This window comes from Persephonella marina EX-H1 (assembly GCF_000021565.1).
Lineage (GTDB): Bacteria > Aquificota > Aquificia > Aquificales > Hydrogenothermaceae > Persephonella > Persephonella marina.
Genome location: NC_012440.1, coordinates 1,294,612 through 1,315,065, shown reverse-complemented (window position 1 = coordinate 1,315,065; position 20,454 = coordinate 1,294,612). Strand labels below are relative to the sequence as shown.

The 20,454-nt window shown below is 36.3% G+C and carries 19 protein-coding genes, 1 tRNA gene and 1 CRISPR repeat array; of the genes, 14 read left to right on the top strand and 6 right to left on the bottom strand.

Annotated features, from left to right (window positions below):
• Nucleotides 1–21: 21 nt before the first annotated feature.
• The 13 genes from lysA (at nucleotide 22) to PERMA_RS06825 (ending at nucleotide 14,481) form a co-directional block, all read left to right on the top strand.
• Nucleotides 22–1,302, top strand: coding sequence for a diaminopimelate decarboxylase (lysA, locus tag PERMA_RS06885; protein ID WP_012676382.1), 1,281 nt, complete (start codon nucleotides 22–24; stop codon nucleotides 1,300–1,302).
• 26 nt (nucleotides 1,303–1,328) lie between these two features.
• The gene (purD, locus tag PERMA_RS06880) at nucleotides 1,329–2,618 is read left to right on the top strand and encodes a phosphoribosylamine--glycine ligase (RefSeq protein WP_012675742.1); all 1,290 of its coding nucleotides are present in this window, start codon (nucleotides 1,329–1,331) and stop codon (nucleotides 2,616–2,618) included.
• 95 nt (nucleotides 2,619–2,713) lie between these two features.
• Entirely contained in the window at nucleotides 2,714–4,423 is a 1,710-nt protein-coding gene (sdhA, locus tag PERMA_RS06875) for a succinate dehydrogenase flavoprotein subunit (protein ID WP_012675767.1), read from the top strand.
• A 104-nt stretch (nucleotides 4,424–4,527) separates the two neighbouring features.
• Nucleotides 4,528–5,307 carry a dihydroorotate dehydrogenase electron transfer subunit gene (locus PERMA_RS06870; RefSeq protein WP_015899042.1) on the top strand — a complete coding sequence of 260 codons (780 nt, stop codon included), beginning with the start codon at nucleotides 4,528–4,530 and terminating at the stop codon, nucleotides 5,305–5,307.
• An 11-nt stretch (nucleotides 5,308–5,318) separates the two neighbouring features.
• On the top strand, nucleotides 5,319–5,804 hold the full coding sequence (locus tag PERMA_RS06865) for a 6-pyruvoyl trahydropterin synthase family protein (RefSeq protein WP_012676056.1): 486 nt from the start codon (nucleotides 5,319–5,321) through the stop codon (nucleotides 5,802–5,804).
• Between the two features lie 106 nt (nucleotides 5,805–5,910).
• On the top strand, nucleotides 5,911–6,429 hold the full coding sequence (locus tag PERMA_RS06860) for a gamma carbonic anhydrase family protein (RefSeq protein ID WP_012675364.1): 519 nt from the start codon (nucleotides 5,911–5,913) through the stop codon (nucleotides 6,427–6,429).
• Nucleotides 6,430–6,469: 40 nt separating this feature from the next.
• Nucleotides 6,470–6,760 carry an HU family DNA-binding protein gene (locus PERMA_RS06855; protein WP_012676001.1) on the top strand — a complete coding sequence of 97 codons (291 nt, stop codon included), beginning with the start codon at nucleotides 6,470–6,472 and terminating at the stop codon, nucleotides 6,758–6,760.
• A 2-nt stretch (nucleotides 6,761–6,762) separates the two neighbouring features.
• A tRNA-Pro gene (locus PERMA_RS06850) sits at nucleotides 6,763–6,835 on the top strand.
• 71 nt (nucleotides 6,836–6,906) lie between these two features.
• Nucleotides 6,907–7,680 (top strand): 5'/3'-nucleotidase SurE, encoded by a 774-nt coding sequence (gene surE, locus PERMA_RS06845; RefSeq protein WP_015898950.1) that lies wholly within the window; start codon nucleotides 6,907–6,909, stop codon nucleotides 7,678–7,680.
• 481 nt (nucleotides 7,681–8,161) lie between these two features.
• Nucleotides 8,162–9,079: a hypothetical protein gene (locus PERMA_RS06840; protein ID WP_012675930.1), complete on the top strand. Its 918-nt coding sequence runs from the start codon at nucleotides 8,162–8,164 to the stop codon at nucleotides 9,077–9,079.
• Between the two features lie 122 nt (nucleotides 9,080–9,201).
• Nucleotides 9,202–10,164, top strand: a complete 963-nt coding sequence (locus PERMA_RS06835; protein WP_012675906.1) for an ankyrin repeat domain-containing protein — start codon at nucleotides 9,202–9,204, stop codon at nucleotides 10,162–10,164.
• Nucleotides 10,165–10,194: 30 nt separating this feature from the next.
• Nucleotides 10,195–10,539, top strand: coding sequence for a hypothetical protein (locus PERMA_RS06830; RefSeq protein WP_012675559.1), 345 nt, complete (start codon nucleotides 10,195–10,197; stop codon nucleotides 10,537–10,539).
• A gap of 1,216 nt (nucleotides 10,540–11,755) precedes the next feature.
• Nucleotides 11,756–12,713: a CRISPR direct-repeat array (repeat unit 29 nt; unit sequence CTTTCTATCCCACTTGGTTCAAAGAAAAC).
• A 358-nt stretch (nucleotides 12,714–13,071) separates the two neighbouring features.
• On the top strand, nucleotides 13,072–14,481 hold the full coding sequence (locus PERMA_RS06825; RefSeq protein WP_012676954.1) for an esterase/lipase family protein: 1,410 nt from the start codon (nucleotides 13,072–13,074) through the stop codon (nucleotides 14,479–14,481).
• On the opposite strand, the gene PERMA_RS06820 is transcribed toward PERMA_RS06825, so the two are convergent.
• From PERMA_RS06820 to PERMA_RS10545, 3 genes are read right to left on the bottom strand one after another with little or no spacing between them, the layout of a single operon-like run.
• A complete protein-coding gene (locus tag PERMA_RS06820) occupies nucleotides 14,478–15,566 on the bottom strand; it encodes a M14/M99 family metallopeptidase (protein WP_012676332.1) in 1,089 nt (362 codons plus the stop codon). The two genes, PERMA_RS06825 and PERMA_RS06820, sit on opposite strands and share 4 nt — an antisense overlap.
• Nucleotides 15,536–16,621: a L,D-transpeptidase family protein gene (locus PERMA_RS06815; protein WP_012675869.1), complete on the bottom strand. Its 1,086-nt coding sequence runs from the start codon at nucleotides 16,619–16,621 to the stop codon at nucleotides 15,536–15,538. Before PERMA_RS06815 ends, PERMA_RS06820 begins: the two co-directional genes overlap by 31 nt.
• Nucleotides 16,618–18,009, bottom strand: coding sequence for an ExeA family protein (locus PERMA_RS10545; protein WP_012676694.1), 1,392 nt, complete (start codon nucleotides 18,007–18,009; stop codon nucleotides 16,618–16,620). The genes PERMA_RS06815 and PERMA_RS10545 overlap by 4 nt, the downstream gene beginning before the upstream one ends.
• Before the next feature lie 162 nt (nucleotides 18,010–18,171).
• Between PERMA_RS10545 and PERMA_RS10910 the strand changes: the two genes are divergently transcribed.
• Nucleotides 18,172–18,297 carry a hypothetical protein gene (locus tag PERMA_RS10910; RefSeq protein WP_274377780.1) on the top strand — a complete coding sequence of 42 codons (126 nt, stop codon included), beginning with the start codon at nucleotides 18,172–18,174 and terminating at the stop codon, nucleotides 18,295–18,297.
• Nucleotides 18,298–18,321: 24 nt separating this feature from the next.
• Here PERMA_RS10910 and PERMA_RS06800 read toward each other — a convergent pair whose 3' ends face one another.
• Genes PERMA_RS06800 through upp form a run of 3 tightly spaced genes read right to left on the bottom strand, consistent with a single transcriptional unit; the run spans nucleotide 18,322 to nucleotide 20,418 of the window.
• Nucleotides 18,322–19,185, bottom strand: coding sequence for a complex I NDUFA9 subunit family protein (locus PERMA_RS06800; RefSeq protein ID WP_012675832.1), 864 nt, complete (start codon nucleotides 19,183–19,185; stop codon nucleotides 18,322–18,324).
• Between the two features lies 1 nt (nucleotide 19,186).
• Nucleotides 19,187–19,792, bottom strand: a complete 606-nt coding sequence (locus PERMA_RS06795; protein WP_041530907.1) for a LysE family translocator — start codon at nucleotides 19,790–19,792, stop codon at nucleotides 19,187–19,189.
• Nucleotides 19,792–20,418, bottom strand: coding sequence for a uracil phosphoribosyltransferase (gene upp / locus PERMA_RS06790; protein ID WP_012676584.1), 627 nt, complete (start codon nucleotides 20,416–20,418; stop codon nucleotides 19,792–19,794). The genes PERMA_RS06795 and upp overlap by 1 nt, the downstream gene beginning before the upstream one ends.
• Nucleotides 20,419–20,454: the final 36 nt, after the last annotated feature.

Below are 20,454 nucleotides of genomic sequence, written 5' to 3'. Positions count from 1 at the left end.
ATCTGGAGGCAAAAGATTTAGATGGAAGAAGGATTTAGTAGGTATTTCTATTACAGAGAAAATCAGCTTTTTTGTGAAAACATTCCTATTAAGGAGATAGCCTCAAAGGTTGGAACACCTTTCTACCTATACAGCAAGCAGGCTATATTAGACAGAATAGATCAGTACAAAAAAGCTTTTGAAGAATACAACACATTAATATGCTACGCAGCAAAAGCAAACTCCAATCTTTCCATACTTAAGATCTTTGAAGAAAACGATCTTGGACTTGATATAGTTTCAGGTGGAGAGCTTTATAAGGCAAAAAAAGCAGGATTTCCATCAAACAAGATAGTTTATGCAGGTGTTGGAAAAACAGACTTTGAGCTTGAGTATGCTATAAGGGAGAACATTCTCTCATTTAATGTTGAAAGCGAGATGGAGATAGATGTTCTTGATGAGCTTGCTGAAAAACTGAACAAAACTGTCAGGATATCAATAAGGGTAAATCCTGATGTAGATCCAAAAACACATCCGTACATATCAACCGGGCTCAGAAAAAGCAAATTCGGTATTGATATTGACGAGGCTCTTAATGTTTACAGAAAAGCTGTAAAGAAAAAAAATATTGATGTTATAGGTATACACTGCCATATAGGATCGCAGATAATGGAGATCTCTCCTTATGTTGAAGCTGTTGAAAAAACAGCGGAGCTTGTTTTCAGACTAAAAAAAGAAGGTATTGAGCTACAGCATTTTGATATAGGTGGAGGTATAGGGATAAGATACAGACCTGAGGATAATCCACCTACACCTGAGGATCTTGCAAAAGCCGTTATACCTATAGTAAGAACAACAGGACTCAGACTTATAATAGAACCGGGTAGATCGCTAATAGGGGAGGCAGGAGCTTTAATAACACAGGTCGTTTTTCTGAAAAATAAAGGTGATAAACATTTTATAATCGTTGACTCAGGTATGAACGATCTTCTAAGACCTGCTATGTACAACGCTTACCATCATATACTCTCAGTTGAGAAAAAGGAAAGAAAGGTTGTAGCTGATATTGTTGGTCCGATATGCGAGACAGGTGATTTCTTCGCCCTTGACAGGGAGATTGATGATGTCCAGAGAAAAGACTATCTTGCTGTTATGAGTGCTGGTGCTTATGGTTCTTCTATGTCTTCAAACTACAATGTCAGACCAAGGGCTGCTGAGGTTCTCGTTTCTGACAACAGCTTTTACCTGATCAAAGAAAGGGAAGACTACAGCTACATAACAAAGCTTGAAGAAGATGCTATGGCTTCTTTAATAACAGAATAACAAAAGAGAATACAGGAGAGGTGTAGATGAAGGTTTTAGTAGTAGGAAACGGTGGTAGAGAACATGCTCTTGCCTGGAAGATAAAACAGAGTCCACTTGTAAAAGAGCTTTACTGTGCAAAAGGTAATGCCGGGATATGGCAGATAGCCAGAAAGGTAGATATATCACCTACAGATATTAAAAATCTTGTGAAGTTTGCCAAAGAAGAAAAGATAGACCTCACTGTAGTTGGTCCTGAGCAACCTCTTTCAGAAGGTATTGTTGACGCCTTTGAGGAGGCAGGACTGAAAATATTTGGCCACAGGAGATCCTCTGCGATTCTTGAAGCAAGTAAGGTTTTTGCAAAAAACTTTATGAAAAAGTACGGGATACCAACCGCATTCTATGAGACATTTGATAACGAAAATGAGGCCGTTGAGTTTGTTAAAAAGATGGGTACTCCTATCGTTATCAAGGCTGACGGTCTCGCAGCAGGCAAAGGTGTAGTTATAGCAAACTCAGAGGAAGAGGCAGTAAACACAATAAAGGATATGTTTGGCGGCAGGTTTGGAGAGGCAAGTAAGAGAATAGTTATAGAAGAGTTCCTCACAGGAGAAGAAGCATCATACATAGCGATGGTAAAAGGTGACAAGCTCGTTCCCATGGCAACATCACAGGATCATAAAAGGGTTTTTGATAACGATAAAGGACCTAACACAGGTGGAATGGGTGCATACTCCCCAGCCCCTCTTGTAACACCTGAGATAGAAAAGGAGATACTTGAAAAGATAATGTATCCAACATTAAGGGGAATGCAGTCCGAAGGAAGGGAGCTGTGTGGATTTCTATATGCAGGACTTATGATTGGAGAAAAAGGGATAAACGTTCTTGAGTTTAATGTAAGGATGGGTGATCCTGAAACACAGCCTATAATGAGAAGACTAAAAAGCGATCTTGTAGAGCATATAATGGATATACTTGAAGGAAGAATAGAAAGTGTAAAACCTGAGTGGAGCGAGGATTATTCAATAGGCGTTGTTATGGCATCTGCAGGATATCCAGGAAAGTATGAGAAAGGCAAAGTTATAACAGGAATTGAGGATGCTGAAAAAGATCCTGATATAGTTGTCTTCCACGCTGGAACAGATATAAAAGACGGAAATCTGGTAACTTCTGGTGGAAGGGTTCTTACAGTAACAGCAACAGGGAAAACATTGACAGAAGCAAAAGAAAAGGTTTACAGAGCTGTAGAAAAGATACATTTTGAGGGTGCACACTACAGAAGAGATATAGGAGATAAAGGGATAAAAAGGTTAAAACAGCTTGGAATAGAATGAGTTTCACATGATAATTAATCTCAATTATAGAAAATATTTTTTTGTTGATTTATAATTAAAACAAAACTTTTAGTTTTTATGTAAGGAGGGTTCTTATGCTTAAGTATGATGTTTTGATTGTAGGTGCTGGTGGTGCAGGACTGATGGCAGCCCTTGAAGCAAGTAAAGCAAAAGATGTAAAGGTTGGTGTAGTAACGAAAGTATATCCCACAAGATCCCATACAGGTGCAGCACAGGGAGGAATAAACGCTGCCCTTGCTAACGTTGACGCCTCAGACAGCCCTGAAGTTCATACCTTTGATACTGTTAAGGGAAGTGACTATCTGGGAGATCAGGATGCGATAGAATATATGTGTCAGGAAGCTCCTAAGAGAATTTATGAACTTGAGCATTTAGGTGTTCCATTCTCAAGACTTCCTGATGGAAGAATAGCACAGAGACCTTTCGGTGGTGCAGGTTTCCCAAGAACATGTTACGCTGCTGACAAAACCGGTCACGTTATACTGCATACACTTTATGAACAGTGTCTCAGAAATGATGTTGAGTTTCTGAATGAGTGGTTTGTAAAAGAGCTTATCGTTGACAATGGTGAAGTAAAAGGTGTTATAGCTATAGATATAAGAAATGGTGAAGTTCATGCAATCCAGACAAAAGCTGTCATATTCGCTACAGGTGGTTATGCAAGGGTTTACTGGGTAAGAAACACAAACGCTATCGGTTCTACAGGTGACGGAATGGCTATCTGTTACAGAGCAGGAATTCCTCTAAAGGATATGGAGTTTGTCCAGTTCCACCCAACAGGTTTAAGATCAACTGGAATACTTGTTACTGAAGGAGCTAGAGGTGAAGGTGGATATCTTATAAACAACAAAGGCGAGAGATTTATGGAAAAGTATGCTCCTGAGAAGATGGAGCTCGCCCCAAGGGATATGGTTGCAAGAGCTATGGAAACTGAGATCATTGAAGGTAGAGGATGGGGCGAAGGAATGATGGCTTACGTCCATCTTGACCTTAGACATCTCGGTGCTAAAAAGATAAAAGAGAGACTGCCTCAGATCAGGATGCTTGCCATTGATTTTGAAGGTGTTGATCCGATAGAAGAACCTATCCCTGTCAGACCAACAGCTCACTACTCAATGGGTGGGATACATGTAGAGGACTACAAAACTTCTATGACACCTGTTAAAGGTGTTTACGCTGTTGGTGAGTGTGCCTGTGTTTCTGTTCACGGTGCTAACAGACTTGGCGGAAACTCACTTCTTGATCTTGTTGTCTTTGGAAAACCAGCAGGAGCAGCAGCTGTTGAGTATGCAAGAAATAAACCTGAAGATACAACATTTAACCTGAAAGCTGAAGAGGAAAGGGCAAGAAAAGAGATAGAGGAACTTCTGAAGAAAGAGAGTAAAGAAAATATAAACGATATAAGAATAGAGATGGCCCAGACAATGTGGGACAAAGTAGGTATATTCAGGGAAGAAAAGCCTATGCTTGAGGCTATAGAGAAGATAAAAGAGCTTAAAGAGAGATACAAAAATCTCGCACCTGGTGATAGCGGAAAACTTTTCAATACAGCACTTATAAACTACCTTGAGCTTGGATTCCTTCTTGATCTTGCGGAAGCAATAGCGATAACAGCTGAGATGAGAAAAGAGTCAAGAGGAGCTCACGCAAGAAGAGATTATCCAAAGAGAGATGACGAGAACTTCCTGAAACACTCTCTCTCATACTACACAGAAGATGGCCCAAAAGTAGAGTACATAGATGTTAGAATAACCAAGTACGAACCTCAGGAAAGAAAGTACTAATATAAAAGGGGACCGTAGTCCCCTTCCCTTTCAAAATTCATCCAGACTTACCATTCCAAAAGTGTTATAAAATATTATTCACAAACAATCCCAGGAGAAAACAGTTGATATATGACAGAAAATACAAGATAGTTGAGAACAGGTATATTTCAGGTATAACATGGCTCCTAAGAGTAAAAGCTCCAGAACTTAAAGATGCACCTGCAGGATCATTTGTAATGGTAAGATCATCTGAGGATTATCTTTATGATCCAATGATGAGAAGGGCTTTTGCTATAGCTGATATACAGGGAGATGATATTCTCATATTTTATGATGTTTACGGAAAGGGAACCAGAGCTCTTACAGAAAAAAAGGAAGGTGAAGAGATAAACATTCTCGCTCCACTTGGTAGGAACTTCTTTCCTGAGAACTTTGATCATTACATACTCGTAGGTGGTGGTATCGGGTTTGCAGGCCTTTCTCTTTTCATGAGAAGGCTGAAAGAAAAAGGAAGATCATTTAAAGCCATATACGGTGTAAGAAGAAAAGAACAGCTTTCAATGCTTGAATGGATAGAAGAAAACGGGTTTAAGGATGATGTTATCGTATATACGGAAGATGGAAGTTACGGTATAAAAGGCCTTGTAACAAAGGATCTTGAAGACCTGATAAAAGAGAAGGAAAACACAGCACTTATGGTCTGCGGTCCAAAGGGAATGATGAAAGCTGTTATGGAAGTGGCAAAAAAGACAGAAACACCTGCGTATCTTTCACTGGAAAGTAAGATGGCATGCGGTTTTGGTATCTGTATAGGATGTGTTGTTAAAGATACTGAAAGTAACAGCTATGTGAGAGTATGTTATGAAGGTCCTGTTTTTGATGGACATAAAATACAGTTTTAGGGGATAATCCGATGAGATATGAGATAACAAAAAGATTTAAATTTGAGGCAGGACACAGGGTATGGAAGCAGAATCTCTCTTCTGGTAAAGGTGCAAAACTTATGGCTGATGAGATACCACCTAACCCGTGTATCAACATTCACGGTCACAGTTATAAAGTTGAAGTAACTGTAGGATCTGATAAATTAAATGAGCAGGAGATGGTAATAGATTTTTACCATATAAAATCAGCCCTAAAAGATCTTATAGACAACCAGCTTGATCACTCATTTATAATAGACAAAAATGATCCTCTATTTCCAAAATTCAAGGAAAACTTTGGTTTTTTAAAACTAACAGTAGTTGATTTCTGTCCAACAGCAGAAGCACTTGCAAAATACATATATGACTTTTTAGAAGATAAACTGAGAGAAGCTGGCCTTCTTGATGAGATAAAGGTTGTATCTGTAACAATATGGGAAACAGAAACCGGAAAAGCTGTTTACAAGGGAAAGTAGATGGAGTTCCTGTATATAGGCATAGTTGCACTTATCATGATATCCATAACAGCCCTTTACTTTATTGTTGGTTATAAATTCATAAAAAAACATAAAGAGGAAGGAAATGGCGATAATTAAGCCTTATAAAGGTAAGTATCCCAAAATCCACCCCTCTGCATTTATAGCTGAAAATGCCGTGATCATAGGTGATGTTGAGATTGGAGAGGACTGCTCAATATGGTATAACGTTGTTATAAGAGGAGATGTTAACTATATAAGAATTGGCGACAGAACAAACATACAGGATGGGACAATAATTCACGTAGACCATAAAAAATATCCAACAATCATTGGAAAAGAAGTTACTGTTGGACATAACGTTATGCTCCACGCCTGCACAATAGAAGACAGATGTTTGATAGGCATGTCTGCAACAGTTATGGATGGTGTAGTAGTTGGAAGGGAAAGCATCATAGGTGCTGGCGCACTTGTAACACCAAACAAAAAGATAGAACCCCAATCATTATGGACAGGATCACCTGCAAAATTCAAAAGAAAACTGACAGAAGAGGAGATACAGTGGCTTGAAAAGTCATATCAGAACTATATCAGGTATAAAAATTCCTATCTCAATCAGTTATAATATTATAAATTTTTAAAAAACATTTATCGGAGCGAAGGATATGACAAAAGCAGAAATTGTTGAATGGATACTGAAAAATAAAAATCCGGAAGTATCAAAAAAGGATGTATCAGACGTTGTCAATGCAATCTTTGAAAAAATCATACAGGAGCTTGTTACAGGTGAAGACGGACATAAAGTCCAGATCTCAGGATTTGGAACATTTATAGTCAAGAAAAGAGCTCCTAAAATAGGAAGAAACCCAAAAACAAAAGAAGAAAAATTGATTCCAGAAAGATTCGGTATATCTTTTAAAGCTGGGAAGCATCTAAAAGAGTCTTTATCAAAATAGTTCGGAGCGTAGCTCAGGCGGTAGAGCACTGGCATGGGGGGCCAGAGGTCGGCGGTTCGAGTCCGCTCGCTCCGACTTTTAAATAGATTATTTTCCACGAATCAAATATAATAATCAGCTGAAAACAGAATGGGGATAAAAATTTTATGGAAAAGTACAGAGTACTACTTGTTAATGATGACGGTTATCAATCGGAAGGTCTTCTCTCTCTCAGGAAAAAACTTCTGAATGAAAACTTTGAAGTTATAACCGTAACCCCTGACAGGAATATGTCAGGAACAAGCCATTCGCTTACATTCACACGACCTTTAAAAATAGAAAAACTTGAGGAAAACTTTTACTACATAGTTGATGGAACACCTGCAGACTGTGTTCATCTCGGGTATCATATCATTCTCAATGGAGAAAAACCTGATATCCTGATCTCAGGAATAAACACAGGACCAAATCTTGGAAATGATATCTTTTACTCAGGAACTGTAGGTGCAGCGAGAGAAGGAACTATGTTCGGTATTCCCTCTGTAGCATTTTCACCTGCATCATCAAAAAATCCAGACTTTGAAGGGATGGCTGATCTTGCTATTAAGATAGTAAAACAGATTCTTCATAAAGGTCTTCCTGAAAAAGTTTTCCTGAATGTAACATTTCCAAATATCAAGATAGATCAGATAAAAGGATTTCTCTTAACAAGACAGGGAAGAGGAGCATACAGAGAGGAGATAAAAAAATATATATCTCCATCAAAGGAGGTTTATTACTGGATAGGCGGCGAAGAGGCACTTGAAGAGGAATGTGAGAGAGGAACAGATTATACGGCTGTCAGGGAAGGTTATGTTTCCATAACGCCGATAAGACTTGATCTAACAGATTACAGGGGAATAGAGATATTAGAAAAATTGAGCTTTCTAAGTATTGAGTAGTCTGTCTTCTTATTAATTTTAATCGAGTCTAATGCTGGAATTTTTGATAACAGCCCCGTTTCTAAATATTCCTGCCAATATTCCAGATATAATGTGTTAAATAATTCATTCTAGCTATGATTGAAATTTTCTTATTTTTTCTCATAATTATTAATGGGAGTGCTGGTAGGTGGAGACCCTGCCTCCAGTGAACTACCGGCACCAGACCCGCTGCGAGCAGGGAAGCGGGCGGGCGTCTATTTTTTACACCGATTTTCTATCATCCTAATCAAACGTAAAGAATACTAATTTTCTATCCCGCTTAGTTCAAAAGAAACACAAGTGTTAAATGATATTATCTTTCTTGATAAAGCCTTTCTATCCCGCTTAGTTCAAAGTAAACGTAAACAAGACCAGTATTCCACTGAACGAGTCCTTACAGCAGGTTGGGACATATATAATTTCTGATAATGGAAGTTTAATTGCATCATACAATAGAGGTTTGCAGTTAAATATTACAAACATTAGGGAAGAGGATCTTGCAAATCGTGTAGTCAGGTCAAGGGATCTGTTTAGAGATAATATTCTTCCTAATTTTAACATCTCTTTTTCTGAAGGGGATGTGCTATATATAATTAGAGGGGAAGCTAAAGCCACAGGTGATATTTTCTTCTCAAAATATCAGGCAGATCTTGAGATTGGCTATAACCATTCAAGTGTTCTTGATATATTTACATATGATTCAAAAGATAATGCAGTAATTCTTGAGAGAGTTCCACTTTATTTTGTTAGAGAGACATCGAACAAAAATAAGTATTATCTAATTCCACCTAAAACTCCTTCCTGTTCAGAAAGCTATGCTTATGACGATAGTGGGGACCCCTATATATCTTCTTTGTCTGTAAATTACACTTACAACTATTCTACAGGTTATTTTTATAACTATGCTTCAACCTGTGACCCATCTTCTTATGGTCTGTATTCCTTTCTATATGGAGTAAGTAAGGACCCTCAAACAACATGCGATAAAGTTGGAATGTATGGATCTGGGTGTAAATCTCTTGGGTATAAGTATTATGATGAAGATACCGGCACCTACTACTTGGAGAATCCATCGAACTGGACAGAATCAGCAAAAGGGTTTGAATTTGGATTTAAACTTGAGGGGTACATAAGGTTTTTTGACGAGTATACACAGGAAGAAAGAGATGTGGGTGAGGTCTTTTATAAAGAAAAAGACGGTGTTGGTTTCGTTCTTCTTAGAATGACAGTTGCTGGCGAAACGGTTGATTATCTTTTAAGGTTAGATAGTGGAACAATCCTTGCTAAGAGGTTCTATATAAAAGACAGATCCGTAATAATGAGATATGTAAATGGACCTGCAATCCAGAAGATCAAGGATGCTATGTTAACAAATTAGCTTTTGATTAGAAGAAAGTTGCATTATTTTTTTAGTGCAAAAAAATAGCTTGCAAATTTAATGAATCTGTTTTAAGTTTTAACATAAATTAGGTACAGTCTATAAAAGTTGAGGTGGAGTAAATGAGTGACAGATGGCTGGATCAGGAAGGGGTTAATGAAGGGGTGTTAAGTGAATATTATTATAGAATGTTGCCTAAGCCTAAAAATGGAAAAATAGACGAGGAAAGGTACAAGACTATCTTTTGGAATTTCATCTATAAAGATGAAGAAGGCATAGAATCAAGAGACTATTCAATTTATCCCCTTGAGGAAGTGAAGCAGGAATTGGAAGAACTTGCACGAGGAATTGGAAATATACTAGAAAAAAGTGTAACAAGTGGTTTAAAAATAGATGAGATGTACACGAGTGCAGGACACCATGCAGTACATCTCTTGATTATGCAGGGCAGATATGCTTTTGCAATGGGATTTTTGCATTTACTTGATGTTAATATAAAAGAGAAATCAATGGGATTGACCCCCTTGCATACAGTTTTTATGTCAAGAAGATATATAGGAAGGTTGATTAAAACGAAAAGTGTTGGAACTGATGTTATTAGGACGGTTGGTGGATCTATGAATATAGAACAAAGCTTAGAAGAAGATAGATATAAAAGAATGCAGACTCAAGAAGAGAGTGTAAAAAGGTTTTTGTCCTCTGAATTTTTTCGTACAAACCCAGACATAATAGAGGAAAAATTAATCAATGGCAAAAAGGCACTAATTACATGGCTTCTGGAGAGAGGTGCAGATCCTCTAGAAACAGATTACTTCGGTAGAGATGTAATAGACTGGGCAAGGTTCTATAGTCTGGAAATGGATGATAATAGTCTACTTGAATATATGCTTAAAGAAATAGACAGGCTTGCCATTGAACTGCCGAAGCAGAACAAAGAAGAGATTGAAATGAGAGAAAAGATAGCCAGACAGATCCAAGTAATACAGCAGTTCAAGAAACGAAAACAGATTATGGCAAGCAAAGTTTATGAAGACAATCCAGACTTCAAAGGGAAAAAGATCCCTAAAAAAGTTAGCCAGCAGTGAAATAAGAAAAATTGATATAAGGAGATAAAGATGGAAAAGGTAATATCTGAAACTTTAGAAAACTTAAGATGTGAAGATTTTTTACCTTCTGATGATATTTTAGAAAACAGATTGCTTTTTGGTGCTATACATCGGCTTTATTCAAAGAAAGAGTTGAGAATAGCCAAGGACGAACTAAGTGCTGCCTATAGACAGTACTACACTCTATACCCTGATATGATCAAAGAACAACTGAGAATAATAGAGAATTCAAATGGTAATGGTATGGCAGATATAAGGTTTATTGATGTAGTATTCGAACCTGCCAATGTGTCTATGAATGAGATTGGTAAAAGATACGGTGTTTATAATAGAAAAAGTTTCAACCTCAATTAATCAAAAAGGGTGTTAAAAATGGATAAGCCAGAGAATTTTGGACAGTTAATTCTGTCTACTAATAGTACAGAAAAATTTGCTGATTATGTGTGGACCAGTGCTTCGTTAGGTACGGTAATGGCAAATAAAGTCCTAATGCATATAAATTCAGATTACAGGAGAAAAAAAGAGGAGATTTTATCTGCTTTAAAAAAGGAAAAAAGTTTATTGGAGGGTCAGGGAGGTGATAATCTAGAAAAGGCAGAGAAGATAGAGTCTATAGAAAATGATGTACTTCTTGGTGTGGTAGCAAACTTAAAAAGAGATGAGAGTGATGTTGCAGATTTTGGAAGTCTGTCCAAAGGGAAATTTATAATAGATACTTCGACTGGAAAGACCACATTATTTGGAATAAGAAGTGTTATCAAGAGTAAAAAAGCACTGGAGAGACTTCCTGAAAGCAATTATGAGAATTATCTCAATGTAAAAAAAGCTCTTGAGTTTTCAGTGGCTAATTATTCATACCTTGTCCTATCTGATGTCTTTGATAGGATTTCAAACTTAATGGTAAATGATATATCAAGTGAGGGAAGAGAAAAAGCAGAACAGTTTTTAATTGATAACAGAAAGTATAGATACGGCTTAAATATGATTGAATCTATAATGGATCTTTCCAGTAAGTATGGAAATGATCCTGATATAACAAAAGCATTACTTGCCGTTTATTTGTCGGAAGAGGAAGATGGACAATTAGAAGAAATTAAAGAAAAACTTTATACCGTAAAAGGTGTGAAAAAGAAGAAGGGCGATACAGAAAAAGATAATGGTGAGGGAAACAAAGAGCCAGATTCATATGAGTATAAGATTCTTCAGGAATTAGAGAAGATAAAGGAAAGCGTTAATAATGCTTTGGAAAGTGGATCTGGTTATGAGTTTACGGATGCAGAAGAGGAAACTTTAAAGGGAAGTATTGGGATTGACAAGATTGATGAGAATACTAGCCTTCAGGAAGTCAATAATTTAATTGAGAAAAAAATCAAAGAGATAAGAGAAAAACAGGAGAAAACAGAGAAGAGAATAGAGGAATTTATCAATGAATTAGAGGAAAAGCTAAAGAATGAAACCCCTGAAGAAAAAGCTGTAAAAAGACAGATTGTTAGAGAGATCCTTGATTCTCTAAATATAAAAGAAGTCTCTGATCCTGTATCATTAATTGATGAGGAAGCCAACTTCCATTCTTTCTATTCCACTTAGTTCAAAGAAAACTTTCTTGTGTGTTTGCGTATGTGCAAACACACGCTCACTTTCTATCCCACTTAGTTCAAAGAAAACTGTAGAGTACAAAAAAGGAGAACAGGTATACATACACTTTCTATCCCACTTGGTTCAAAGAAAACATTTTTGGAGCAATACAGAAAATACTTGAACCTGTTGCTGCTTTCTATCCCACTTGGTTCAAAGAAAACAAATGTTAATAAAACTGTTATCCCTGCTAAAACAGACTTTCTATCCCACTTGGTTCAAAGAAAACCACATCAGTAGCAAAGCCTATTTGGGTAGCTATGAAAAACTTTCTATCCCACTTGGTTCAAAGAAAACAATTTCGCAGGATGTTGTTGAAACAGAATCAGGAAGTCTTTCTATCCCACTTGGTTCAAAGAAAACACTTTGCATTCATAGATTCCAGAGCTTTAAGAACTGCCTTTCTATCCCACTTGGTTCAAAGAAAACAGCCCAGAACCTTGCAAGTCTTTCGTCATCACTGGTCTTTCTATCCCACTTGGTTCAAAGAAAACCATTCCAGAATGAGCGATAACACCACCGGAGTGAAACTTTCTATCCCACTTGGTTCAAAGAAAACTGATGAAGTTTCAAAGCCTAAAAATGTTATACTTCCAACTTTCTATCCCACTTGGTTCAAAGAAAACTTCACCAGTGGACTAATTAAAATTTAAACCTTTCCACCTTTCTATCCCACTTGGTTCAAAGAAAACATCCCGCAATTTCGTTACACCACAAGATACACGCTTCTTTCTATCCCACTTGGTTCAAAGAAAACTGGTAAAACTATATCTTATATAGAAGCAGAAGAAGATACCTTTCTATCCCACTTGGTTCAAAGAAAACTACAGATGTAACTGCAGTAACAGCAACAGATGTTGTTAACTTTCTATCCCACTTGGTTCAAAGAAAACCCACTATTCTATCGATATAAAAAAATAAGCCATTTAGCAAGTTATAAAGCCATTTAGAGAAAGATCATTCCGCTTCTATACATCTTTGCAAAAATAAGTAATCTGCATTAAACCTGTAGTAATGCAATTATACTTATTAGCATTATCTTATAAATGTTGATTATCAAGGATTAAAAATCTTAGTCTTTCTTACTCAAAATGCATCATAATAGCATATTCAGTTGCCATGAATCCGTTTAACTGGCATGTTTAATAGTAATAATCCTTCTTTTAAAAATCAAGATTCTTAAAAATTTATTCGTAGTATATTGACAAATTATTAATCTGATATGAAATTAAAAATATGGGGGAGGGAGTAATGAAAGAGATAACCCTTATCCTTCACGGTTGGAGCGACTGTTCAGAAAGCTTCAAAGATGTAAAAGCATTCCTGATTAAAAATGGTATCGGATCTGTTGATACCATATACTACGCTGATTATGAATCAAGAGAGGACAATGTAACCTACGAAGATGTTATAGATGGACTATACGACAGATTCAGAGAAAAAGGCTTCATAGATAAAGAGGGAAATAAACTTGTTGATCTCAATGTTATAGTCCATTCAACAGGTGGTTTAGTGATCAGACATTTTATAGCAGAGTACTACAGACACCGTATAGATAAATGTCCTGTTAAAAAGATAATAATGCTCGCCCCTGCTAACTTTGGATCTCCTTTAGCTCATTATGGAAAATCGCTTTTAGGTATGGTTTTTAAAGGCAGGTACAAATTTGGAGATATGTTTGAGGTAGGAAGAAGACTTTTAAATGGTCTTGAGCTTGCAAGTCCTTACCAGTGGAAGCTTGCCCATATGGATCTACTTAAGGAAAGACCTTATTACAACAGGAATCAGATACAGACATTTATATTTGTCGGTAACAAAGGATACGGCGGTCTTAGAAAACTCGTTAACAAAAAAGGAACAGATGGAACGGTTGTTGTCTGCGGAACAAATCTCAATCCAGTAAAGTTTATACTTGACTTCTCAAGGGAAGGCAAAGCTGTAGATGTTTATGTAAAGGATTACAGATTTGATACAGCTTTTGCCGTTTTAAGAAATTATGATCATGGATCAATAGTTGATGATATAAAACCTGGCAGGAAATCACAGATCGCAGATCTGGTTTTGAGAGCTATCAAAATAAAAAAGCCTGAGGAGTACGCAGAATTTAAAAAAGAGCTGGAAGAGATTACAGAAAAAACATTCAAAAATAGGGAGATTTACCAGCAGTTCATAGTTAGAGCGGTTGATGACCATAATAAACCTATAAAAGATTACACCATAGAGTTCTTCGTTTATAAGTACAACGGAAGGTACATAAGAAATGGAGAATTTACAAAAAAGAAGATCTCTGCTGAAGAAGAGTACTGGAGCAGAAGATTTCATGAGCTTATAACAGATGAGTTTCATAATAACTCAACTGATCCAAGTTTCAGAAGGTTTATAGTTGGTATTAAAAAGTTAAAAAATGAGATAAAAGAATGTTGTAAATCTTTAGGTTCGGATATCGTTTTAAGCATGAAAATATACGTTCCCCGCGTTGACGAGGGAATATACTATGAGACTGAAAAACTAAAAAATATAATTCTCCTCAGGACTGAAAATGGACAGATAGTTGATGAAAAACCATCTCTCTTTTATCCAAATACCACAACACTTATAGAGATGAAGATAAACAGATCAACAAAATATGTCACTGTTGATATAAAGCCGAGAAAACATTAGGTTTTTACAAACTTCAGGGTAAAAACTTTTTTATAGTCATCTTTAAGGAAGAATCTTATATTTCTTGAGTAATAAAAACCTGAGTAGTTCAGATTTACCCCTTCGGGAATTACGAAACTTCCTCTATTTCCATAGACGGATTCAAATCTTATCCTGCTCCCTGCAGGAACCTTTATTGTTTTAGATGAGTTAATGATCTCTGTTCTACCATTTATATTTAACCTGACAGAGTACACTCTTTTTCTGTTTATAAAGGAACTCAGGTTGGAAAGAACGTGATCTATACCGGGATCAAGCTCAACATTAAAGATCTCAAGAAACTCTTTTATCATCATAAGATGCATTTTTGTTTTTGTTTCAAGATCTGGTAGCTGTTTTGAAGCCTCTATACAGAATGCAGGAATATTACACTTGGAAAGTACATAGTATGTTAAGGATTTCCTCTGTTCTTTATACTTTGTGTATCTATTAAACGTGTCTGTATTGTGGATAGGTATCTTCCAGTGCTTCTTAGTTATTTTTTTATTGACCCTATCTGCAACGTATTTTGCTGTGCTGTAAAGGGGATATCCTTTATAGCTAACAGCATCAATAACTATACACTGCCCCCAGTGTTTTTTATTCTTTATATGGAAGCCGTAACCGTCGTGAAGTGAAAGAACCACATCAGGTCTGAAATCATCTATAAAATCTTTAATGAATGATACATATCTGTAGTCAGGATCTTTCCTGGATATTCTGTGAAACTTTCTGTTCATATCTCCGTTGTATCCTCTCACATTTGCAAGAACAGAAACGAAATTAGTTCTTGGTAGAACAGCAACAGTTCCCTTTTTAACATCAAGATCCATAAGAATATCTGCAGCTTTGTATGCCCCCGGTTCATTTCCGTGAATTCCACCTATTATAAGAACTCTCCCACCTTTCTCTTTACCCTCTTTTATGTAGTACTGGAGAGGCTTAGGTGGAAGTTTGAAATGGAGTTTGCTGTTATGTTTTGCAAAAACTTCATCAGGATTTAAAGATAGCAGTAATAAAGATGATCCAGCCAGTCTTATAAAGTTTCTTCTGCTAAGATCTTCCATTTCCCATCTTCCCTGATGATATACAGTATTTTCTTACCTTTAAAGTTGTAGTTATTTGATCTGTAATTCATATCAAATGTTGCAACGTATATATTACCAAAATCAAGCATTCTTCCGTCTTTAAGTATTGATAGATTTTTTATATCTATCTTTATCCAGTCCTTCAGCTTTGATATTCTTCTTTTATATCTCATCCACTGCTCTTTGTTGCCCTTTTTTGAGACAAACCTTTCTGAGTAAAGGAAGAAATAGTTGTCAAGATTTCCTTTCGCTGTTTCTTCCCAGGCCCTTTTCCATTGATAAACGAAGTATATAAGTGCCATCTGTTTTTCTTTAAATGATCCGGCATCTGTATACTCAAAATCCTCAACGATAACCACAGGTGTTTCCTTAAGTTTTATAAATCTTTTTAATTTGTTGAAATCTTCATTATTCAGAACAACACATCCATTTGAGCTAAAGTAAGGTCTGTCAGGCTTATCAGAAGCATGGATCCATATACCATTTCCTGTTTTGTTTAAAAACTTCCTGTCAAGTATATTTGGATAGTTCAATGGAAAAGCACCTACACCGTACATCGGCGCAAGCTTTGTCAGGTATTTAACAGGAAAATAAACACCGTTGGGAGTTCTCTGATCTCCTTCCTTCAACTTGTCTCCCGGTCTTTTCCCTGTTATTGATCTTAGCTCAAGAACCTCAACAGGAAGATCATTTACAAACTTTATAACTTTAAGTCTCTGTCTACTTTTACTTACAACAATCGCATAACTGCCTTCAGGTATGTATATAACATTTTCTAAAACACCTTTGTTTTTCTCTGATATCTTTGAAAAGAGTTTCTGGGCCTCAGCTTTTCTCCCTTCCTGAAGTAATAGAATGATATTAAGCTTTATTCTTTCCTCATATGGAAGCTGTCTTGCAAGCTCCTCAGCTTTATCAATATTTTTTGCCTCAAGTTGCTTGAGAACTTCCTCTATAGTAGGTTGTGAAGCATAACTGAAAGAACCTAAAACCACCGCAGCTATTAATGTTATTACTACCCTCAGATATCTCACTTAATCCTCCTGATCGTTCTTTCTTCTTTTATACAGTACTTTCCATTACTTTTTATAATAATCAGCTTTTTCAAGGTGACATCATCTATTTTATCTGAAAAGTATTCCTGTTTGAATATAACCTCCCATCTGTTCTCTTTGATTTTTCTGATCTTTATATCGCTTATGTATATCTTTATAAATTTTTTGTTGAGTATCGTCTTCCTTTTGTATTTTTCCCATTTTTCAATTCCTCCACCGGCCCATCTAAAATCTTTACAGTAATAAGAGATGTATCTTAAAAAGTCCTGTGTTTCCCATGAGTTTTTCCATCTCTTAATAAACTCCTTTATCTGTTCTTCAGGTTTCAGCGGTGGATGTACTTTTTTCTTTTCCCCTCTGGTTTCAGCTTTTAGATGCTGGGTATGCTGTGTTTTGGTCATATTCTTGTACTGAGCAGGCTCAGAATTTATCTTTTTCTCACCGGTTGCTATAGCGTACAGGAACCAGGAGAACGTTCCTGTAAGTCCAAGTAAAATGGCTAGAATTACAGATGCAAGGGCGAGATATTTTAATTTTTTCTTTTCCTTGGCTTCCTCATAAAAACCAAGGGTTTTTAATGCCTCTTTTAGATGTTTGTATTTGATCTTTTTACTCTCATCAACATATGCGGCCATTAATGTTCTTCTCATTATGAGATTAATCTTTCTGAAATTACCCTGAGAGTACTTGAATATGAGCCTGTATATATACCATGGTATATGGATCTTAGGGTTTCCAGCCTTTTCAAGTTTGTACTTTATATAATCAACCGTCTCATTAAAATCAAGATTTCTAAGTTTTGCTACAACTGTTATCCTCTCTTTTAACTGCCTGAGCTCAGGCATATTTATCTTTTTCTCAAGTTCCGTCTGTCCTGTAAGAACTATCTGGAGTAGTTTTTCCCTGTTAGTCTCAAGATTCGACAGTATCCTTAGCTCCTCCATAGTTTCTATAGGGAGATTCTGTGCTTCATCAACGATTATAAAAACTTTATGACCTTCTTCCTTTTTCTTTATCAGAAATTCCTTTAATTTGGCAAAAAGATCACTTTCTGCCTCTTCAGGTGAGGTCTTAACGCCAAACTCTCTCAGTATAGCCCTAAGCATCTCCAGTGGGTAGAAGCTGGGGAAGATAATATATGCGTACAGTATCTCATAGGGATGGTTTGCTAAGAACTTTTTAACGGTTGTTGTCTTACCTGTCCCGGGTTCTCCTATGATGACAGCAAACCCTTCACCTGTATGATAAAGATACTCAAGGGCATCTAAAACATCTTTATGAGCCTGAGACATATAGAAGTACTCAATATCAGGTGTGACCCTGAAAGGATCGTCTTTCAGTCCAAAAAATTTAAAGAAATTTTCCATACTTATCTCCCAAATATACAGTTACCAAAGAAAAAAACAGTAACTATACTATTAAAAATCAACGCCCTGACCATTGATTTTTTCAGATTTTCTTTAAATCTCCTTTTAAAATATATCGTAATTATTATAAAATTAGTTAAGAATACAAATAGGATACTATTATTGATAATAATCTTTGAGTTTTTTGAGAAAACTATTCTGAAGTACTCTCTGCTCCAGTCAAAAGGAACGCTGTTTATAAAAAATCCTACAGCTATAACAATAAGAAACCATATAAAAAAACCATAAAGGTAGGTTCTGAAATAAAACATACTAAAATTCAAACGGGTTTCTGATCTTTCCAAGTAGCTCTTTAACTCCTCTGTATTTTCCTGAACATACATTGTCCTTCTGAAGCATATAGTACTGATCTTCAGTCATTGGAGGCTCTGGCAGAAGTTTGAAAAATGGCAGCATAAACCTGAAAAAGATCTTAGGCATCTGTATGACAGGTCTTCTATAACCAGCATATTTCAGTGCAAACTCAAAAAGCTCCTTGAATGTTACTACCCTATCACCGCACAGTTCAAATATCTCATCCTCTTCGTCCAGTGATTTTAAGAAACAGTCCCTGACATCAAGTATATGAACAGGCTGAACTCTCCCTTCAGGTGCTAAAAATAAAGGCATAATTTTTCCAAACTTTTTCATGTCCTGAAATAGTTTCTGTTCTCTCCCCATAATTATTGATGGTCTGTGGATTATGTAATTTATATTTGATGATCTTATATACTCCTCAGCAACACCTTTTGTTCTCTGATACCTGCTTTTACTTGAAGGATCTGCACCAAGGGCAGACATCTGGACAAATAGTTTAATGCCAATATCAGAAGCGGCATCAACAAGCTTTTTTGTGTACTCAAAATGAACCTTCTCAAATGTTATCCCCTTTTTTCTGTTCTCGTAAAGAATTCCGAGAAGATTTATTATCACTTCAGGTCTGTACTTCCTGACGGTGTGGTCAAGGTCTTCCTGAAAATGGATGATCTTTATATTATCCAGATTACCTCTCCCAGAAAACAGAAGCTCCGCTTTTTTTATATCCCTTGTAGGAAGAACTAACTGATGTTCTTTTGAAAGCTCCTCAACTAAATATCTTCCTACAAATCCCGTCCCACCAGTAACAAGAATTTTCATTTTACAGCCCTAAATATTTCATACTGTTTTTTATAAGTAGTACTCCAAAGATAATAAAAAGAAAACCTATAAATTTCAACAGATAATCATAGTATCTGCTCTCTATAAATCTCTTTATCTTCTCAACGAAGAAAGCTATAAGTATCATACTTCCTGTTATACCTATAAAGAAAGAGATAACAAAAGCCGCTGAATTTACAAACCCTTTATCCGATATATAAGGAGCACCTATAAAGAACCAGAAAAGGTATGTGTAAGGATTAAGTATATTGATAACAACCCCTTTAACAAAAGAGCCATGCATATCTGTTGATATCTCGGAATGTTTAGCAAAGATATTCTTTATCCCAAGATAAAAGAGGAGTACTCCACCTGTTGCAGATATTATTCCAACAAGAGATGTGAAATTCTCTATCTTTTTCAGTATGTATATTGAAACAAACAGTATAGGCAGATCTGTAACAATAGGGGAGACTGAAACGAGAATACCATTTTTTATATTTCCCCTCAGTGTTTCAGATATAAGAAGTGCAAGAAGTGCACCAGGTGATATAGCTGCAGCTATTCCTAAGAAAAGTCCGAAGGATATATCCTCAATTATTCCCATCATTCTGTATTGAATGCCCTGTCTCCGGCATCACCTATTCCTGGAATTATGTAGCCTTTATCATTAAGTCTCTCATCAATCTGAGCTATATAGACTTTAATCTCAGGATGTTTTTCTGCTATCCTTTTCAGCCCTTCGGGAGCTCCAATTATATTGAGTGATATTATCTTCTCAGGATTTTTTTTCTTTATTACTTTTACCGCATAATCAAGTGATCCCCCTGTTGCCACCATAGGATCAAGTATGACAGCGTTTTTCCCTTCAAGAGGTGGGACCCTGTCGTAATACAACACACTTTCAAGTGTTTCCTCATTCCTTTTTATAGCCAAAAAACCTGCCTTAGCATTTTTCAGTACCTCAAAAACACCATCAAGCATAGGAAGTCCGGCCCTCATTATAGGTATAAAAACGTATCTTTCCTCTTCTATCTCTGGGAATCTGTACTCACCAACCCATATCTTTACCTTTTTCTCAACGGTTTTTTCATCCTTTAATGCTTCCAGAAGTAGTATTCTTCCGGCTTCTGATATATATTTTCTAAATAGATAGCTGTCTGTATTTATATCCCTCAGCTTTGTTACTATATTTGTTAATGCAGGATTTTTCACATTGATTATATTTTCCATTTCCCACCTTTTACATATATTATAGAGATTTGAATA

Excerpts from the sequence above, each read along its gene's own strand:
- lysA (WP_012676382.1), top strand. The coding sequence starts at position 22 with ATGGAAGAAGGATTTAGTAGGTATTTCTATTACAGAGAAAATCAGCTT.
- purD (WP_012675742.1), top strand. The coding sequence starts at position 1,329 with ATGAAGGTTTTAGTAGTAGGAAACGGTGGTAGAGAACATGCTCTTGCC.
- sdhA (WP_012675767.1), top strand. The coding sequence starts at position 2,714 with ATGCTTAAGTATGATGTTTTGATTGTAGGTGCTGGTGGTGCAGGACTG.
- PERMA_RS06865 (WP_012676056.1), top strand. The coding sequence starts at position 5,319 with ATGAGATATGAGATAACAAAAAGATTTAAATTTGAGGCAGGACACAGG.
- PERMA_RS06860 (WP_012675364.1), top strand. The coding sequence starts at position 5,911 with ATGGCGATAATTAAGCCTTATAAAGGTAAGTATCCCAAAATCCACCCC.
- PERMA_RS06855 (WP_012676001.1), top strand. The coding sequence starts at position 6,470 with ATGACAAAAGCAGAAATTGTTGAATGGATACTGAAAAATAAAAATCCG.
- surE (WP_015898950.1), top strand. The coding sequence starts at position 6,907 with ATGGAAAAGTACAGAGTACTACTTGTTAATGATGACGGTTATCAATCG.
- PERMA_RS06835 (WP_012675906.1), top strand. The coding sequence starts at position 9,202 with ATGAGTGACAGATGGCTGGATCAGGAAGGGGTTAATGAAGGGGTGTTA.
- PERMA_RS06830 (WP_012675559.1), top strand. The coding sequence starts at position 10,195 with ATGGAAAAGGTAATATCTGAAACTTTAGAAAACTTAAGATGTGAAGAT.
- PERMA_RS06825 (WP_012676954.1), top strand. The coding sequence starts at position 13,072 with ATGAAAGAGATAACCCTTATCCTTCACGGTTGGAGCGACTGTTCAGAA.
- PERMA_RS06820 (WP_012676332.1), bottom strand. The coding sequence starts at position 15,566 with ATGGAAGATCTTAGCAGAAGAAACTTTATAAGACTGGCTGGATCATCT.
- PERMA_RS10545 (WP_012676694.1), bottom strand. The coding sequence starts at position 18,009 with ATGGAAAATTTCTTTAAATTTTTTGGACTGAAAGACGATCCTTTCAGG.
- PERMA_RS06800 (WP_012675832.1), bottom strand. The coding sequence starts at position 19,185 with ATGAAAATTCTTGTTACTGGTGGGACGGGATTTGTAGGAAGATATTTA.
- PERMA_RS06795 (WP_041530907.1), bottom strand. The coding sequence starts at position 19,792 with ATGGGAATAATTGAGGATATATCCTTCGGACTTTTCTTAGGAATAGCT.
- upp (WP_012676584.1), bottom strand. The coding sequence starts at position 20,418 with ATGGAAAATATAATCAATGTGAAAAATCCTGCATTAACAAATATAGTA.